The 17,881-nt window shown below is 61.7% G+C and carries 17 protein-coding genes; 9 read left to right on the forward strand and 8 right to left on the reverse strand.

The features are described 5' to 3' along the window. Positions 1-16 precede the first annotated feature (16 nt). Complete coding sequence (locus AC1DX6_RS09405; protein WP_477312508.1) at positions 17-1,180, forward strand: mandelate racemase/muconate lactonizing enzyme family protein; 1,164 nt, start codon at positions 17-19, stop codon at positions 1,178-1,180. 24 nt (positions 1,181-1,204) lie between these two features. Then, the gene (locus AC1DX6_RS09410) at positions 1,205-1,948 is read left to right on the forward strand and encodes a ribonuclease activity regulator RraA (protein WP_477312510.1); all 744 of its coding nucleotides are present in this window, start codon (positions 1,205-1,207) and stop codon (positions 1,946-1,948) included. 88 nt (positions 1,949-2,036) lie between these two features. Here the strand turns inward: AC1DX6_RS09410 and AC1DX6_RS09415 are convergent, their stop codons facing one another. The 5 genes from AC1DX6_RS09415 to AC1DX6_RS09435 all read right to left on the reverse strand — a co-directional run bounded on the left by AC1DX6_RS09415 (position 2,037) and on the right by AC1DX6_RS09435 (position 6,909). Then, complete coding sequence (locus AC1DX6_RS09415; RefSeq protein ID WP_477312512.1) at positions 2,037-2,933, reverse strand: aminoglycoside phosphotransferase family protein; 897 nt, start codon at positions 2,931-2,933, stop codon at positions 2,037-2,039. A gap of 152 nt (positions 2,934-3,085) precedes the next feature. Then, entirely contained in the window at positions 3,086-4,096 is a 1,011-nt protein-coding gene (locus AC1DX6_RS09420; RefSeq protein ID WP_477312514.1) for a zinc-binding alcohol dehydrogenase family protein, read from the reverse strand. Between the two features lie 71 nt (positions 4,097-4,167). Next, positions 4,168-5,082, reverse strand: coding sequence for a sugar ABC transporter substrate-binding protein (locus tag AC1DX6_RS09425; protein WP_477312516.1), 915 nt, complete (start codon positions 5,080-5,082; stop codon positions 4,168-4,170). Positions 5,083-5,176: 94 nt separating this feature from the next. Further along, positions 5,177-5,962 (reverse strand): ATP-binding cassette domain-containing protein, encoded by a 786-nt coding sequence (locus AC1DX6_RS09430; RefSeq protein WP_477312518.1) that lies wholly within the window; start codon positions 5,960-5,962, stop codon positions 5,177-5,179. Further along, complete coding sequence (locus tag AC1DX6_RS09435) at positions 5,959-6,909, reverse strand: ABC transporter permease (RefSeq protein ID WP_477313667.1); 951 nt, start codon at positions 6,907-6,909, stop codon at positions 5,959-5,961. The genes AC1DX6_RS09430 and AC1DX6_RS09435 overlap by 4 nt, the downstream gene beginning before the upstream one ends. 268 nt (positions 6,910-7,177) lie before the next feature. Here AC1DX6_RS09435 and AC1DX6_RS09440 point away from each other — a divergent pair, with 268 nt between their 5' ends. Next, a complete protein-coding gene (locus tag AC1DX6_RS09440; RefSeq protein ID WP_477313669.1) occupies positions 7,178-8,068 on the forward strand; it encodes a GntR family transcriptional regulator in 891 nt (296 codons plus the stop codon). Between the two features lie 69 nt (positions 8,069-8,137). Here the strand turns inward: AC1DX6_RS09440 and AC1DX6_RS09445 are convergent, their stop codons facing one another. Together AC1DX6_RS09445 and AC1DX6_RS09450 are read right to left on the reverse strand one after the other, a co-directional pair. Next, positions 8,138-8,731, reverse strand: a complete 594-nt coding sequence (locus AC1DX6_RS09445; RefSeq protein WP_477312520.1) for a DJ-1/PfpI family protein — start codon at positions 8,729-8,731, stop codon at positions 8,138-8,140. Positions 8,732-8,898: 167 nt separating this feature from the next. Next, the gene (locus AC1DX6_RS09450) at positions 8,899-9,597 is read right to left on the reverse strand and encodes a GntR family transcriptional regulator (protein WP_477312522.1); all 699 of its coding nucleotides are present in this window, start codon (positions 9,595-9,597) and stop codon (positions 8,899-8,901) included. 173 nt (positions 9,598-9,770) lie between these two features. On the opposite strand from AC1DX6_RS09450, the gene AC1DX6_RS09455 reads away from it, so the two are divergent. The 3 genes from AC1DX6_RS09455 to AC1DX6_RS09465 all read left to right on the forward strand — a co-directional run bounded on the left by AC1DX6_RS09455 (position 9,771) and on the right by AC1DX6_RS09465 (position 13,328). Then, a complete protein-coding gene (locus AC1DX6_RS09455; protein ID WP_477312524.1) occupies positions 9,771-11,000 on the forward strand; it encodes an iron-containing alcohol dehydrogenase in 1,230 nt (409 codons plus the stop codon). A 58-nt stretch (positions 11,001-11,058) separates the two neighbouring features. After that, a complete protein-coding gene (locus tag AC1DX6_RS09460; RefSeq protein WP_477313671.1) occupies positions 11,059-12,507 on the forward strand; it encodes an NAD-dependent succinate-semialdehyde dehydrogenase in 1,449 nt (482 codons plus the stop codon). A gap of 149 nt (positions 12,508-12,656) precedes the next feature. Next, positions 12,657-13,328, forward strand: a complete 672-nt coding sequence (locus tag AC1DX6_RS09465; RefSeq protein WP_477312526.1) for an alpha/beta hydrolase — start codon at positions 12,657-12,659, stop codon at positions 13,326-13,328. Between the two features lie 33 nt (positions 13,329-13,361). Here AC1DX6_RS09465 and AC1DX6_RS09470 read toward each other — a convergent pair whose 3' ends face one another. Continuing rightward, the gene (locus AC1DX6_RS09470) at positions 13,362-14,060 is read right to left on the reverse strand and encodes a GntR family transcriptional regulator (RefSeq protein WP_477312528.1); all 699 of its coding nucleotides are present in this window, start codon (positions 14,058-14,060) and stop codon (positions 13,362-13,364) included. A 351-nt stretch (positions 14,061-14,411) separates the two neighbouring features. Between AC1DX6_RS09470 and AC1DX6_RS09475 the strand changes: the two genes are divergently transcribed. The 3 genes from AC1DX6_RS09475 (at position 14,412) to AC1DX6_RS09485 (ending at position 17,861) form a co-directional block, all read left to right on the forward strand. Continuing rightward, positions 14,412-15,575: a mandelate racemase/muconate lactonizing enzyme family protein gene (locus tag AC1DX6_RS09475; protein WP_477312530.1), complete on the forward strand. Its 1,164-nt coding sequence runs from the start codon at positions 14,412-14,414 to the stop codon at positions 15,573-15,575. Between the two features lie 36 nt (positions 15,576-15,611). Next, positions 15,612-16,877, forward strand: a complete 1,266-nt coding sequence (locus tag AC1DX6_RS09480; protein WP_477312532.1) for an ABC transporter substrate-binding protein — start codon at positions 15,612-15,614, stop codon at positions 16,875-16,877. Between the two features lie 183 nt (positions 16,878-17,060). Beyond that, positions 17,061-17,861, forward strand: coding sequence for a carbohydrate ABC transporter permease (locus AC1DX6_RS09485; RefSeq protein ID WP_477312534.1), 801 nt, complete (start codon positions 17,061-17,063; stop codon positions 17,859-17,861). Positions 17,862-17,881: the final 20 nt, after the last annotated feature.

A 17,881-nucleotide genomic window follows, 5' to 3' on the forward strand; every position in this document is an offset into this window, starting at 1 on the left:
TCGAACGTGGGCGTGAATGACTACGAAGCTTAAGATCACCGCGGTCAAGCCCTATCCGGTGTGGGTGGGAACGCGCAACCAGATGCTCGTCAAGGTCGAGACAGACCACGGCATCTTCGGCTGGGGCGAGAGCGGCTTGAGCGGTCGCGAGAGGGCCGTGGCTGGCGCGGTCGAGCACTATCGCGAGTTTCTCATCGGCCGCGACCCGATGCAGATTGGCCGGATCTGGCAGGAGGTCTATCGCAGCCAGTATTTCGAAGGCGGGCGCGTTCTGCAGGCGGCGATTTCCGCCATCGACATCGCCCTTCACGACATCAAGGGCAAGGCGCTGGGGGTGCCGGTCTACGAGCTGCTGGGCGGCAAGCAGCGCGACCGCGTCCCCACCTTCGCCTCGACCGGAGACGAGGCCGAGGGCGACGTTGCCATCGAGCGGGCCCGCGAACTGCGCGCGCAAGGCTGGCAGGCGATCCGCTTCTTCCCGGTCGGGCAAAGCAGCAGGGATATTTTCGAGCCGCGCGAGTCGATCGGCGCTACCGCAAGGATGCTGAACAAGGCGCGCGAGGCGCTGGGTGACGATGTCGTCCTCGGCATCGACTATCATCACCGGCTATCGGTGGCCGAGGCGGCGAGCTTCTGCAACAAGCTCGGCCGCGGCGTGCTTGATTTCCTCGAGGAGCCGATACGCGACGAGACACCGGAGGCCTACGAATCCCTGCGTACGATGACCGACATCCCGTTTGCCATCGGCGAGGAATTTGCCAGCAAGTGGCAGTTCCTGCCCTATATCGAGCGCGGCATCCACCAGTTCAACCGGCTCGACATCTGCAATGTCGGCGGATTCACCGAGGCGATGAAGGTCGCTGGCTGGAGCGAGGCACACTATGTCGACCTGATGCCGCACAATCCCCTGGGTCCAGTGTGCACGGCGGCGACCGTGCATCTGGCCGCTGCGGTACCCAACTTCGCGTGGCTCGAGACCAGGGAGCCCGAAAGAAAGCTGGGCTTCGACAGTTCAGACTTCTTCCCTGTGCAACTACGACTCGATGGCGCCTGCTATCCCGTCAGCGATCTGCCGGGGCTGGGCGTCGAGATCAACGAGGCGGCGATCCAGGCGGAGAGTTTCCGTTTCTGGGAAGCGCCTCACCTCAAGCGCCGCGACGGTTCCGTAACCAACTGGTAGTTCCATTTCAGCCGGAGTCCAAAAATGACGCACACTCCCGACATCACGCGGCCGCCCAAAGAACTGATCGACGCGCTGAGGGAGATCGGCGCCGCGACGGTTGCCGGCACGCTTGGCCACATGGGTTTCCGCAATCCGCACATGGTCGGTCCGGTGGCGCAGAACCACGGCAAGTCGATCGTCGGACCGGCGCTGACGCTGCAGTTCCTGCCGCAGCGGCCCGACCTCTTCAGCGAGGGAGAATATGCCGATCCGGAGACACAACTGCACCGGCACGTGCTCTATCACGCGCAGGCAGGCGATGTGGTCGTGGTCGACGCGCGCGGCGACATGAGTTCGGGCGTCTTCGGCGATATGATGTCGACGTATTTCAAGGGCAGAGGCGGCGCGGGCATCGTCATCGACGGATGCATGCGCGACCGGCCCAATGTCGAAAAGCTCGATCTGCCCCTGTGGCTGCGTGGCTGGACGCCCAACTACCATGTGCAGACCAGCATCTATCCCAATGCCGTCAACGTTCCGATTGCCTGCGGCGGTGTCACGGTGATCCCCGGCGACATCATCATCGCCGACGACGACGGGGTGGTGGTACTTCCCGTCGCAATGGCCGCAAAGGTAATCGAAGAAGCGAAGAAGCATCACGATTGGGAAGAGTTCTCGCGAGAGAAGCTCATGCAGGGCGGGTCATTGCAACGCTATTATCCACTGCATGACGACGCCCGCGGAGAGTACGAGGAGTGGCGAAAAGCCAACTCCAAATGTTCTTAGACACGAGGATGACCGTGTCTTCCTACAGATGCGATTTTTGCACCAACGCAGCTCGCCTGTTCTGACCCGACCGACGCTCAGGTTCGGATCAGATTCTCAGATCGTCGATGATGCGCGAGAGCGTGGTGCGGCCAAGTGCACTCATGGCAGGATTGCTGCTGCGGTAGTACCAGACCAGGCCCATTGCCTGCTGGAAGGCCCATGCCACTCCGCGCTGCCACTCGACTTCGCTCGATCCAAGATGGGTGCGCACGGTTTCGCGCCGACTGCGATCAAAAAGATGCCATGCCGCAACGAGATCCAGGGCCGGGTCGGCCGGTCCGAAGCTGCCGCTGTCGAGCACGCCCACAAGGCGGTCCCCACGCACGAGGAGGTTGGCCGGAATAAGATCGCGATGGCTCATGACGTCGCGACCGGACGGCGGCAGTTCACGCAGCCGAGCCCAGATGCGACGGAGCCGAGACACGTCCAGGAGACCCTCGCTGTTCTTGAAACAGGTCGACATCCAGTCGTCGTGGTCAGGAAGACTGCCGCCCCTCCCTTGCCCGTCAAAACGACGGCGATGTGTGTTGGCTGCGCGTAGCGATGCAATCAGCTTGGCAATGTCGCGTGCGAAGGTCGTGGAAGCAGCAAGCCCATCTTGCGTGGCAACCTCACCTTCTATCCAACTCTGCATTGCCCAAGGCAACGGATAGAGCGGACCCGGCTGACCAACCCCGATCGGTCGAGGACAGGCAAACGGAGAATGCGTTGCAAACTCCGTCATCGCGGCGGCTTCCTTGCGCAACATATTGGCGCATTCGACCGGGTCCGTTGTGCGGAGCGGGAACCTTGCCGCTACACTGGGTCCAATCCTGAAGATTGCATTGACCGTGCCGATGGCATCAAGCGGCTCGATCCGCTCGCGGCGATACTGCGGGAACTGGTCGAAGATCATCTGGCGAACGATTTCAGCATCGATATGGACCTGATCGCGGTGCATCATGCTGCTGGTGTCTCCCTGCCAATTCCTCGCCGAATAGCGGATACAAGCGTCACTTTCTTCGCTACGTGACGTCAAGCAGGCTGAGCTATTGGTGATTGACATCGTCTCTCGGACGTTTTGGCACCGAGCGGCGGTCGTGTCCCAGCGCGGGGTTAAAAGGCGATCATCGCCTTGATAAGTCCCGACTTCTGATCGGCCCAACGAGAAATATCATGCGCACTGTCCTGAAGGGTCGTCTGGTGCGTTATCAGCTTGGCCACGGGAACGGCGCCATCGCGCATTGCCGCCATGACGTGGTCGAAGTCGACGCGAAGCGCGTTGCGGCTGCCGATCAACATCATCTCGCGTTTGTGGAATTCGGGGTCGGAGAAGCTGATCTCGTCCTTGATGACGCTGACCATTATCAAGGCGCCGCCATGCGCCACATAAGCGAAAGCGGCCTCTATCGAGGCCTTGCTGCCGGTGGCGTCGAAGACAAGGTCAAAGCAATCGCCGTCGGTTCGCTGCCGCACCAGGTCGACAGGTGACACCGAAGCACCATCGATAACGGGAAAGCCGAGTCCTTCGGCGAAGTCTTGCCGTTCCCTGCTCATGTCCATGATTGTCACCGCCTGGCCGGCAATACGCGCAAACAAGGCCGTACCCAGTCCGATCGGCCCCGCGCCGATCACCAGCGACCGTGCGCCGCCAGCAAGCCTCGAGCGCCTCACCGCGTGAGCGCCGATCGCCAGGAATTCGACAGCTGCCGCGTCGACAAGCGACAGTCCGGCGACCGGGTAGAGGTTGCCGGCAGGCACCAGCAATTCTTCACACATGCCGCCGTCGCGATGAACACCCAACACTTCGATCGATACGCAGCAATTCGGCTTGTCGTGACGGCACGCAATGCATTTGCCGCAGGCAAAATAGGGATTTACGACGACCCGCTCACCGACCTCGATGGCGACGCCTTCGCCGATTGCGGTCACGGTGCCGGAGAGCTCATGCCCCATGATACGTGGATAGGCCAGGTAGGGATGCTTGCCCTCGAAAATGTGGTAGTCGGTGCCGCAGATGCCGACCTGGCTGATGCTGACCAGCGCCCATCCGGCGCGGGGCCGGCCGGGCGCCGGGCGATCCTCGAAGATCAGTTCGCCGGGCTTTCGGCACACGAGCGCTTTCATCCGGGCCATCCTGAAATGTTGCAAAAAAGGACCCGGCGGCTGGGATGGACCGCCGGGCCAAGGTGTGGAGCCTATTCGAAGTCCTTGACGTTCTGCAGCGTCACCAGTCCGGCACCGGTATCCACATTGGCGTCGACGGCCTCCCCGCGGATCGCCTTGACGACGGTGTCGATGCCAAGCTCGCCCATTTTTGCCGGAAACTGTGCAACGCTGGCATCTTCCGCGCCGGACTTGATCGCTTCGATCTCACCACAGCAGGCGTCGAAGCCGACCAGGATGATCTTGTCGTTGGCAATGCCGGCATTGCTGATCGATTTGACGGCGCCCGGAATCGGCGGGCCACAAGCCGCGTAGATCGCCTTGAGGTCGGGATTGGCGGTCAGGATGTCTTCCGTCACCGACGTGCCGAGTTCGAGCGTGCAATTGGTTGCACCCTTGCCGACGACCTCGACCTTGACGTCGCCGAGGCCCTCCATCATGCCGGTGACCCGGTCGTCCAGCGCCGGCACTCCGGGAACCCCTTGCAGGATGCCGATCTTGTCGCCGCTCTTCAGCACGGTCTTCAGATACTCTCCGGCGATCTTGCCGCCGTTGAGATTGTTGGTCGAAACCAATGCTGTCTGACCTTTCCAGTCAGGGATGCTGTTGTCGACGAGGACCACCTTGATGCCGGCGGCGACCGCCTTGTCGAGTGCCGGCGCAACCGTCGGATCGACCGGGGTGATCGCCAGACCCTTGACGCCCTGGGTGATCATGGATTCGATCAGGGCGATCTGGCCTTCGATGTCGGTAGCCGCCTGGCCCTGGCCGGTTACCAGTTCGATTTCGGGATGAGCGGCCGCGTATTTCTTGGCGGCATCCTCCATGGTCGAGTAGAACGGCACCGGGAATTTCGTAATCAGGCCGACCTTGACCTTGTCGGCGGCCGAAGCCGGCATCGCAAACGTAACGGCGATCGCCAGCCCGGCGAACAGTTTCAGGTTCATTGGCATTCCATTCCTCCCTTGGAATTGAGGCGTCTTCCCACGGAAGTCGCTTCAGGCATTTGCGGACCGGAACGATCCCCAAATCTCGAACGGATCAGGCTCCAACGATCATGGAAACCAGCTCCTGCTTGTTGTCCCTGGTCGGCACAAGTTCACCAACCTTGCGGCCCTGGCGAAGCACCACGGCGCGATCGGCAAGCTCGACGACATGCTCCATATTGTGGGTGATCAGGATGACGGCGTTGCCCTGGTCGCGGAGCGCTGCGACAAGGTTGAGCACTTGCCGCGATTCACGCAGGCCAAGGGCGGCGGTCGGTTCGTCCAGGATCACAACCTTGCGGGCAAACACGGTCGAGCGGGCCACGGCGATGGCCTGCCTTTGACCGCCCGACATCATGGCGACGACGGCGTCCAGCCGCGGCAGCGTGACCTTGAGGTTTGTCAATAATACGCGGGTCTCGGCGTCCATCCTGCGCTGCTGAAGAAATCGCAGGCCGCGCGGGAGCCATTGCGGCCAGGCCAATTCGCGACCGGCGAAGAAGTTCTGTCCAGGCGTCAGATTGTCGAACAGCGCCAGGTCCTGATAGACGGTTTCGATGCCGGCAAAGCGCGCATCCGCCGGCGAGCGTATCTGCGTTTGCACACCGTCGAGAATGATGGCGCCGGCGTCGAGCTGATGGACGCCGCTGATGCACTTGGTCAACGTCGACTTGCCAGCGCCATTGTCGCCGAGAAGCCCGAGGATCTCACCGCGCCGGACCTCGATGCTGACATCGTCCAGCGCCACGACCGAGCCGAAACGCTTGGTGGCGCCATGCACCGCCAGCACAGGATCGTCAGCGATGGCTACATGATCGACAGTGGACGCAACCGCGCTCATGACTGCCTCCCGGCCTGCATGACACGCACGCGCCCTTCGAGATAGTTGCGCAGCACATCGGACTCGACCGCTATGACGATGACCACGCCGATGACGATGAGCTGGAAAAAGACATTGACGTTGAGCAGGTTGAGCGCGTTGCGGATGACACCGATCATGATGGCGCCGATCAAGGCATGGCCGAGATGGCCGCGGCCGCCGAGAAAACTGGCACCGCCAATGATCACCGCCGCGATCGTATCCAGTTCCAGCAGATTGCCGAACAAGGGCGAACCGGCGTCTGTGCGGCCGGCAAGGATGACCGCGCCGATGCCGGCGCACAGCCCTGAGATCACATAGACCGAAACCAGAACCCAGGAGACGGGAATGCCCATGCGCACGGCGGCGTCGGGGCGGCCACCTACGGCATAAATCCAGCGCCCCCAAACCATCGTTTTGGCCATGACGAACAGCACCGCGGCAACGCCGGCAACCACGAAAACCGATCCAGGCAGACCCCAGACCGCCTCGCGGCCGAGCGCGTCGATCGAATCCGGCATGCCGGGGATGGCTCGGCCGTCGGCCAGCTGCAGCGCCAATCCCTTGGCGATGCTCAATGTCGCCAGGGTGATGATGAAAGGATGTGGCAGGCGGCCGAAGACGTAGAACAGACCGTTGATGGCGCCGACCGCCGCACCGCATCCAACCATAACCGCAATCACCACGAAGGCGGGGGCACCGGCATGAAAGCTGAGTGCGCCGACGACGGAGGCCAGCGCAACGTTCGAGCCGACGGAGAGATCGATACCGCGTGTCAGGATGACCAGATGCTGCCCCATCGCCACAACCGAGATGACGGCGGTCTGGGCGAGGATGTTGCTGAGGTTGCGCCCCGTCAGGAAATAGGGCGACAGAAAGCTGAGAACGACGATCAGCAACACCAGGATGACGACCGGACCAGCGCTCAGCAGGGCCAGGCCGAGCGCAAGGCCGGGCACAGCTCCCTGCTTCCTGGACGCCGGCAACGCGGCCTCGCCGGCAGTGGTGCCGGTGTTTCCCGTTTCAGGCAAAATTCCCCTCCCCGCCGAGGCTCGTACGAGCCGCGTCGTCAAAAACTCAAATCGTGCTAGGTCCTCTTCTTATCGAGAAAAAACAACGCGCATGGTCGGGTCAAGTTGTTTTTTATGGATAAAGTTCATGCTAAAAAGGACAAGGTATTGTTTGGAGGAAGGTGCGATGCGAACCGACACCGTCTACAAGAAGGCCTTCAATCGAACTGCAACTATGCTGCGCGATGGACAACTGGTCGGGGAACTTCCCTCCGAAAATGAGCTGAGGCGGCTCATCGGCGTCAGCCGCACCACCGTCCGAAAGGTTCTGCAAGAACTTGTTCGCCGCGAACTTGTCAATTTACACGACGGCATCAGGACAGTGGGACGAGAGGTCGATGAAAATGACTGCTATCCCGACGCCGAAACCACGCCGCGGGCCAAGCATGTCGAACAGCAATTCATGGAGTGGATGCTGCGGGGTGACACCAGACCCGGAACAAGCATCAACGAGCTTGAACTGGCGCGGCAATTCGGTGTTGCGACCAACGGCATTCGCGAGTTCCTGATCCGCTTCAGCCGCTTTGGACTGATCGAGAAGAGGCCGAACACGGGCTGGCTTTTCAAGGGCTTCACGGAGGATTTCGCCCTTGAGCTGTTCGAGATCCGGGTGATGTTCGAGCTGCGCTCGGCGCATCTGTTTTCACGGCAGCCCGACACATCTCCGCTGTGGGACAAGCTCGCCGCGCTCAAGATTGCGCACGCCGAACTGCTGAAGCAGATTGAGATCCGCTTTCACGACTTTTCCGGCCTCGACAACCGCTTTCATCGGCTCATAAACGAGGCTTCACCGAACCGCTTCATCGACGATTTCTACGACATCATCAGCTTCATTTTCCACTACCACTACCAGTGGAACAAGCAGGATGAAAAGCAGCGCAACCAGGCAGCAATCCTCGAGCACGTTGCCTATATCGATGCGCTCCAGAGCCGCGATTCCGAGCGCATCAAACGGGCCTGCCAGGCGCATCTCGCTTCGGCAAGAGCGACGCTGATGCGTTCGCTGATCTGGACTTGATGAAGGGAGGAAACCGCCATTGTGGGAGCCGACGCATCCCCTCAGGGATGCGTCGGGACAAAGAGGCTCTCAAGCGTGGCGGATTTCCGTTCCCAGCACCTTCAGGCATTCACGGATGAACGCCGCAAGCGCCGTCCAGCCTTTGGCTGAAACCATCGTCCCGTCGACATAGGCATCGGTGGGAGACAGATCGATGTAGGTGCCGCCGGCAAGCGTCACCTCCGGCTCGCAAGCCGCGAGCGCCGCCACCTTCTTGCCACGGACGACGCCGTCGACCGCAATCAGAATCTGGACGCCATGGCAGATTGTGAAGATCGGCTTTTGGGCTTCGTGAAAATGACGCACCATCGCCTGCACGCGCTTGTCGGTGCGGATATATTCTGGGCCACGACCGCCTGCGCAGTAGACAGCGTCGTATTGGCTGAGCTGCTTCTCGGCGTCGGAGAAGGTCTTGTTGATCAGCGCATTGTGACCGGGCTTTTCAGTATAGGTCTGGTCGCCCTCAAAATCGTGCAGCGACGTCTTGATCGTGTCGCCGGCGCTTTTGTCGGGGCACACGACGTGAACGGTGTGCCCCACCGCTTCCATCGCCTGCTGATAGACGAAGATTTCATATTCCTCGGTGAATTCGCCGGTCAACATCAGGATCTTCTTGCTTGGCATGGCGCTTCCTCTGGGCTTGTTTCAGGGCGAGGTGCACGTCGCGCCTCGCCGGTTGGGAATAGAATCGGATCAGAATGGGGTGGCGGGGGAACATTCCTTGGCGTTGGCCCGGATAATCAGCGGCGCGCCGAGCTTGAGGGTCTCCCGGACGGCCGACATCGCAACGGCTACTCGAACGCAGGCAGGAGCCGGTCCCGCGAATTCTCGATATGCACACGCATGGCTTTTTCGGCAGCGGCCGGATCGCCCGCGGAGAAAGCGGCGAGAATGGCCTCGTGCTCGTCGAGCGCCTCTTCGGTCACCCGCGAGTGATACATCAGGCGGAAGATGTGGAAGTGGGTATGCTGGTGGTTCAGCGTCTCGCGAATGAGCTCGTTGCGGGCGAACTCGACGATCTTGTCGTGGAAGATCGCATCCTGCCGGGCGAAGTTCGAATAGCGCAGGCGTTCGTCTTTGCCGACCCGTCGGGTCATGACGCCGGCCGCCTCCCGCAGCACGGCAAGACGCTCGTAGTCCATTGTAGCGGTGGCTTTGGCCGCCGCGGCAGGCTCGAGCAGAAGGCGCAGCTCGTAGAGTTCGTCAAAACGCCGGCGGGTGATTTGCGGGGCGGCGCGATAGCCGATCAGGTGGGTCTTCTCCACAAGGCCCTCCCCTTCCAGCCGGCCGAGCGCTTCGCGAATGGGCGTATGCGAGACGTTGAATTCCTTGACGAGATTGTCGACGGTGATGCGCGATCCCGGAGCAATTCTCAAAGACATGAGTTGCGCGAAGATTGCCTCGTAAACGTCGCCGGCCAGGCTGTTGGCGCGCTGGATGCGGCCGGTCGCACGTGCTTCGTTGTCAACCGTCAGGTCGGTGTTCTGCATCGTTTGCCTCTTGACAGAACCACCCACTAACACGATGCTCCGCTCAATTCAATCCTATATCATATACGATTTCATAGAGGATAGCGCATGAGAATGACCCGGAGCGTCGCGGCCGGTCTCCGGAACGAAGCCAATTCTCTTGGCTCCCAATCCGTCTTCGAAGGATGCTGCGAATGAGCTTGTTTGCAGCGGCGCGCCTGCCGCGCGAGATCCTGTTCGGCAAAGGCCAGCGCCATGTGCTGCCTGTCGTTGCCGCCAAATATGGGCGGCGCGCGTTCGTCTGTACCGATGAGCGTTTTGCGGCGACATCGCAGTTCGCCGAAATTCTTGCTGGCTTGCACAAGGCGGCGATAGACACGCTGGTCTACGACCGAACGCTGCCGGATGTGCCCCGCGACAGCGTCGCCGCCGGCATTGCGGAGGCGAAGGATTTCAAGCCGGACATGGTGATCGGGATCGGCGGCGGCAGTTGCCTCGACATGGCCAAATGCGCAGCGCTGCTGCTCAGCCATGGCGGCAGGCTCGAAGACTACTATGGCGAGTTCAAGGTACCGGGCCCTACCCTTCCCGTGATCGCCGTGCCGACAACGGCCGGGACAGGGTCCGAGGTGACCCCCGTTGCCGTGATCTCCGATCCGGATCGGACGCTGAAGGTGGGCATTTCGAGCCCTCATCTCATCGCCGCTGTGGCGCTTTGCGACCCGGAACTGACGGCGACATGTCCACCCTCGCTGACGGCGATCGCCGGCGCCGACGCGCTGACGCATGCAATCGAGGCCTTCACCGCCGCCAGACGCGGCGCTGATCCGCATCTGCCGCAGCAGCATGTCTTCGTCGGCAAGAGCGCTCTGACCGATCATTTCGCGCTTCTGGCCATCAGGCTGCTCGGCCGCAGTCTCGAAAAGGCATATCGCGACGGATCGGACGAGGATGCGCGCGCCGACGTCATGATGGGAGCGCTGGCCGCCGGTTGCGCCTTCGGCACGGCCGGAACGGCCGCTGCGCACGCGGTGCAGTATCCTGTCGGCGCGCTTACCCATACAGCGCATGGTCTGGGCGTCGCCACCATGCTGCCCTATGTGATGACCTACAACCTTGCCGCCGCGGCCGCGGAGATTGCCGAAGTCGGCGCGGCTCTCGGCCTTCCCGCTCGGAGCGGCGACGGTGCCGATGCATCGGCGCACGCCACCATCCGGGAGGTGAGCCGGCTGTTTGGCGCCGTCGGCATCCCATCGACCCTGGCCAAACTTGGCCTTGCCGAGGACAAGATCGACTGGACGGCCGAACAGGCGCTCGGCATCGACCGGCTGATCAAGAACAATCCGCGTCCCTTCGACCTCGCCGCGATGCGATGGTTGGTCAGGGCTGCTTATGACGGCGACATGTCCGCCACCATGATGTGATCGATCAGGAGTTCATTCCATGAATATCGCCGCAGGCATATCCGACGAGGATCAAGATATGTTCGACTACGCCACGACCTCGCACGGTCTCTACATCGGCGGTCGCTGGCGACCCGCGTCGGAAGGCCGTGTGATCGAAGTGGTCGATCCATCGACCGAAGCCGTGATCGCGGCGGTTCCCGATGCCACGCTTGCCGACGCCGCCGCCGCCGTCGACGCGGCCGCCAAGGCAGCGGCCGGCTGGCGCGAGACCTCGCCACGCAAGCGTTCGGAAATCCTGCGCCGCTGCTTCGAACTGATGACCGAACGGGCAGAGATCCTGGCTGCGCTGATCTCGCTGGAGAACGGCAAGGCATTGCGCGACGCGCGTGGTGAAGTTGCGTACGCGGCGGAGTTTTTTCGCTGGAACGCCGAGGAAGCGGTCCGCATCAGCGGCGAGTTCGGTCTTGCGCCCTCGGGCGCGAACCGGATCATTGTCGACTACCAGCCCATCGGCATTTGCGTGCTCATCACGCCGTGGAATTTCCCGGCCGCCATGGCGACACGCAAGATCGCGCCGGCGCTGGCGGCCGGCTGCACTGTGATCCTGAAGCCCGCCAGCGAGACGCCGCTGACGGCCTATGCGCTTGCAGCGCTCTACGAGGAAGCCGGCGTGCCGCCGGGCGTCGTCAACGTGCTGACGACCTCGACCCCCGGGTCGGTGACGGCAGCCATGCTGGCCGATCCACGCGTGCGAAAGCTGTCCTTCACCGGCTCGACCGGCGTCGGCCGCGCGCTCCTTGCCGAAGCCGCAAAACACGTCATTTCCTGTTCCATGGAGCTTGGCGGCAACGCACCGTTCATTGTCTTCGACGACGCCGACCTCGAAGCAGCGCTCGACGGTGCGATGATCGCCAAGATGCGCAACGCCGGCGAGGCATGCACCGCCGCCAACAGGCTTTACGTGCAGGCCGGCATCCATGATGCTTTTGCGGAAGGCTTGAGCAAACGCATGGCGGCACTCAACGTCGGCCCGGGCACAGACTCAGAAACCGAGTGCGGACCGATGATCAACAGGAAAGCCGTGCACAACATCGATCGGCTCGTCCAAGACGCGGTCGCCCGTAGCGCAAGGATTCTGTGCGGAGGAGCGATTGCCGAAGGCAAAGGCTACTTCTACCCGCCGACGGTGCTTCGCGACGTGTCTGCTGACGCCGCAATGGTCCACGAGGAAATATTCGGTCCGGTGGCTCCGATCATGCGCTTCGACAGCGAGGCGGATGCCATCGCAAAAGCCAACGACACCGAATACGGCCTCGCGGCCTACGTCTACACGCGTGACCTGGCCAAGGGGATGCGCGTGGCATCGAAGATCGAGTCGGGCATGATCGCCCTGAACCGCGGCCTGATGTCCGATCCGGCAGCTCCTTTCGGCGGGGTCAAGCAGAGCGGGCTGGGCCGCGAAGGTGGTCAGAAGCACGGCGTTGCCGAGTTCGTGGAGGCGAAGTACATCGCCGTGACCCTGTGAGCGGACACGCCAAAGATCCGTTTCGCATTCGCGACCATGTGGTCGAGTTCGACGACATCGTCGCCGACATCGTGCGCAGAAGCGAGGCTACCAGGGCCAACGTTCCAATGGTCGCGGATGTCGCCTACGGACCTGACGCCACGGAGACAGTGGATCTGTTCTTTCCCCGGGGCAAACGAGACCGCCTGCCGGTGCACATGTTCATCCACGGCGGCTACTGGCGCATGTTCTCCAAGCGTGACTATTCCTATGTTGCCGAGACCGTGACGAAGGCAGGCGCGATCGCGGTCATTGTCGACTATGCGCTGATGCCGGCCGTCAGGATGGCCACGATCGTCGACCAGGTGCGCCGCGCCAGGCAATGGGTGCTCGACCATATCGCAGACCATGGCGGCAATGCCGACCTGCTGACCGTCAGCGGTCATTCCGCCGGCGCGCATCTGGCAACGATGCTTTTCGACGACGACAACCGACCGTCCGGCATTAAGGCCGCATTGCTGCTCGGCGGCCTTTACGACCTGAAGCCATTGCAGACCTCGTTCCTTGCCGCCGAGATCGCGATCACCGACGAAGACGTCCGCCGGTTCTCGCCGATCAACCACAGCTTCGATCCCTCCGTGGCTGTTGAGATCGCGGTCGGCGCCGATGAAACGCCGCCCTTCCACAGTCAGGCCGCGATCTTCGCGAACCAGCTGGAAAAACAAGTACTGGCTGTTTCACGCACCACCCTTGCGGCAACCAACCACATGAGCAGCGTCCGCGACTTTGGCGTGGCGGGCACCGATGCGGCGTCACTGTTGGCCCGCCTCGTGGCCGTCTGAAACCTGAAAGCGGTTTCGTGAGCCTCCCTGAGCCTAGTAGCCGTAGTAGAGGCCCAGACCGCGTTGCAGGGCCGACGCCAGATGCGCCTGCATCGCCGCCGCGGCCGCCTCCGGGTCGCGCGCCTTGCATGCTAGGATGACCTGCATGTGCTCGCGCAGCGATTGCAGCACGAGAGGCACGGTGACTTTTCTGTCCAACCGGATCAGCCGAACGTAATTGTGCAGCCGCTTGTACGAACTGTCGATCAATGGATTGTTCAGGCTGGCAATGATGGAGTGATGTAGCAAGGTCTCGAGTTGCTCGAGGTCGGCCCTGCCCCGGTCAGTGAGCCCGCTGCGCTCGATCTCTTCGATGGCCGCCAGGTGTCGTCGTTCCAGTTCCGCCAATTCCGCCTCTTCGGCTGTTTGCGCGTAAACGCCTGTCGCCGCACGCTCCAGAATGCTGCGAAACTGATAGGTCGATCTGGTCAGTTCGAACCCGGGCTTGACGAACTGGATGCCCGAGCGCGAATGGATGATGACGATCCCCTCGGCCTCGAGCAGCTTGAGTGCATCGCGCAGCGGCGCAACCGGGATTTGCAGCATCTTGACGAGATCGCCTTGCGACAGAAAGGCCCCGGCAGGGATCTTCCGCTCAAACAGCGTTTCAAGAATTCGCGTGTAGGCCCGATCGCCAAGACGTTGGCCCGCTGCTCCAGCGGGCTCGTCGGACTGATCTTCGTGCTGAGCCACCTTTTGTTTCTCCGAATCTGAAATATCTAAACATTAATCTGAAACATTACAGATCGTGCGCATCGTAGAATATCGCATGATCATTTATCAATTCACTTGTGCCGGATATGGCTGACTGGGTGCATCGCGCAGCGCGCAGCCGGTATCCTAGGCTGTTTGGGGATCGCCTCGCGACATGGAGCGCTTTCCCTTGAGCCCCAAACACCTGGAGAATTCACGCACAAGTCCGGCCGACAAGGCACTATCCACTGCGCTGGCGTCGCCGTCGGCCTTCTGTTTAGCACTTGGCTACTTGCCTCTTGCCCAAATCTGAAATATCTAAATCGCATTCTGACATATCAGAGACCTCGTATGCGCATCGCAGAGTATCGTATTACCCGCTATCAATTCGCTCGCGACCGGACCATTGGCGACAGTCAGGTTCGCATCGATACGGCACATGTGGCCGCGCTTGAGCTCGTTACCGAGAACGGCCTGGTCGGGCTGGGCTTTATCCAGAGCTTGTTTCACCCCTTGCCGAGCCAGGCGGAGATCGTTCGGGTTTTTGACGAGGAGGCCTGGCCCGGCCTTGTCGGGCAATCGCCTTTGGCGCTGGTGCATCGGGTCCACCGGCCCCGCGGCGGAAACAGGCGCGCCTTCGGCTTGCCTTTCGAGGAAGCCCTGCAGGTTGCGTTGTGGGATCTGAGCGCAAAGCTGGTCGGCCTGCCGTTGCACGAGCTCCTGGGAAGCCGGCGCACGCGCGTGAAAGCCTATGCGTCCGGTCTCGATTTCCACCTTGGCGACGATGAATTCCAGGCGTTTTTCGCCCATGCCGAGGCCATCGGCTACCGCGCGTTCAAGATCAAGGTGGGGCATCCCGATTTCGACCGGGACTTGTCCCGGCTGGAGCTGCTGAGAAAGACGGTGCGGCCCGGTTCGTCGATCATGATTGACGCCAACGAGGCTTGGGGAGCCAAGGAGGCGTCGGCGAAACTGCAGAAAATTCATAGCCTTGGTTATGATCTCCTATGGGTCGAGGACCCTATCCTGCGCCATGATTTCGACGGCCTTCGCAACCTCAAGGCGGCAACGCCCTGGACCATGATCAATTCGGGCGAATACCTCGACGCCGCCGGCAAGCGCCTTTTGATGCAGGCCGGGGCTACCGACATGCTGAATGTTCATGGGCAGGTGACCGACGTGATGAGGATCGGCTGGCTGGCAGCTGAACTCGGCGTTCCGGTGACGCTTGGCAACACGTTTCTTGAGGTCGGCGTGCACATGGCCTGTGCGCTGCCCGAAGTCGAGTGGCTCGAATACTCGTTCCAGAACTTCGACCACCTGGTCGAGCAGACATTCGAAATTCATGACGGCTGGATTTATGCACCCGATCGACCGGGCCATGGGCTGGTCCTGTCGGAGACTGCGCGTCTGGCCTGGACGCGCCCTGAAATCCTGTCGCGCGAAGAACTTGGCGATGCGCCCGTCAACCCGCGGGTTGATGGGCGTCCCAAACTCGCAGCGAGCGCTGGATGAAGCGAAAGCTTGTTGGATAAAAAAGGGAGGAATGACGTGCAGAAACTGAAGTTATTGACTGCCATTGCGACCATGATGGTCGCCTCGCCCGTGCTGGCACAGGAAATCACCGTATGGGACGTCAACGTGGACGATGCCGCCCACGCGACATACTACGATCATGCGAAGGCCGCATTCGAGGCTGCGCACCCAGGAGCAACGCTCAACCTCCTGTCCCAGCCGGACGCCGAGTACTACACGCTGCTGGGTACGGCGCTCGCTTCGAAAGCCGGTCCTGACGTCATCTGGGCCAATGGTGGCGCCCAGGCCAAGGCCCTGGTCGGCGGGCTGATCCCGCTCGACGACAAGCTGCCCGACCTGATCTCAAAGCTGGTTGGAAAGTCTGCGTTCACCGGACCTGACGGCAAGCTGTACTTCATCCCGACGACGCTGCAGGGTCACGTCGTCTACTACAACAAGGCGCTCTACAAGGCCGCGGGGCTCGATCCGGAGAAGCCGCCGACAAGTTGGGCCGAGCTGACCAAGGTCTGCGACGCGTTCAAGGCGCAGGGCAAGCCAGCCTGCTTCATGATGGCCAACAAGGAAGGCTACAACGCCGAGTTCTTCCTGTCGGAGGCCGCAAACCAGTCGCTGACAGCCCAGCAGCAGGCCGATTGGCTGGCCGGCAAGCTCCATTGGTCGGATCCGCCGATCAAGGCGATCCTGCAGGCCTGGGTCGATACCGCCAAGAACGGCTGGTATCAGGAGGGCGGCAACTCGCAGACCATGTTCATGGATGAGTTCGCCCTCTTCGAACAAGGCGTCGGGGCCAACGTGATGGGGCTGCTCTCCAACGTCGCGCACTGGAAGCAGTTTGAAAAGAACATGGGCGTCGACAAGGTCGGCGTCTATCCGATGCCCTCGCCGACCGTTGCCGCCGATCAGCATGAAGGCGCTCCCGGCGTGCCGCTTGATGGCGGCGTCGGCTACGGCGTCAACAAGGACTCTCCCAACATCGATCTCGCCGTTGACGCGGTGCGGATCCTCGCTTCGCCGGAGGTCCTGTCCTATCTGGTCAACGACACCGGATCGGTGCCCGCAAACACCGAAGTCAACACTTCCGGTATCGACAGCCCCGGCCTCAAGCAGATCATGGGCTGGCTTGCAACCAGAGCCGTTCCGACCACGCACGCCAATTCCTCGGCGCCAGAGCTCGATGAATGGCACCGCCAGAGCCAGCTTCTCTGCAATGGCGAAACCACGGTGGACGAGGCCGCGGTTGCTCTGGACAAGGTCCAGGCTGAGGCCAAGCCGCAAAAGTAATCTTTCTCGGTGGGGGCGCAACCATGCGCCCCCATCCCCAAGCTCAGTGACCAGTGCATGACCGCCAATTCGCTACACCAGACTGGCCAGGCCGCGCGGCTCCGTTCCCGCCGGAATAGGGGCCGCCGAGCAGAGGCCCGCGTAGCATTTCTGTTCCTGCTTCCGGCAATCCTGCTTGTTCTGGTGTTCCGCATTTTCCCGCTGTTCTGGGGGTTTGGCATCTCCCTGACCAGCGCGACGTCGACCGACCCTGGCCAGTTCATCGGCGCCGGCAACTATCTGCGGGCGCTGGACGATCCGAATTTCCGCTCCGCCATGGCCAACGCCGTCGTGGTGCTGCTTTCGGTGCCGATCTTTGTCACCATCCCTATGCTGCTGGCCATCCTGATCCATCAGGGCGTGCCGGGACGGACGTTTTTTCGCTCCGTCTATTTCTTTCCCGCCATTCTCTCGAGCGTCATCATCGGCTCGATCTTCAGCGTGGTGCTGAGCTTCAATGGCAACCTCAACGCGCTGCTGAACCTCGCGGGCATCAAGGGTGTAGACTGGCTGGGGCACTCGGCGACCGCCCTTCCGGTGACGCTCGCGATCCAATGCTGGTCAACCTTCGGCATGGGTGTGCTGATCTTCCTTGCCGGCCTGTCGACCGTTTCAAAGGAGATGGTGGAGGCGGCGCGTCTCGACGGCGCCAAGATGTGGCAAATCTGGTGGCATGTCATCATCCCCGAGCTTCGCCCGATCATCGAGTTCTCGACGGTGATCACGACCATCGGCCTGCTTACATCGATGTTCGGCCTGATTTACGTGCTGACCGGTGGCGGACCCGGCACAGCAACGACGGTGCCCGAATATCTCATCTGGGCTGCCCAGGGCAGGCTCAATCGCCCCGCCTACGCCGCGGCCATCTCGATGGTCCTGTTCGTCATGACCAGCATTCTCGCCTGGCTGCAGATCCGCATCTTGTCACGCAACGCGAATATCTGAAGGGGGCGTTGTGTCAGGAG

The sequence above is a fragment of the Mesorhizobium sp. P2_C4 genome (assembly GCF_056404575.1).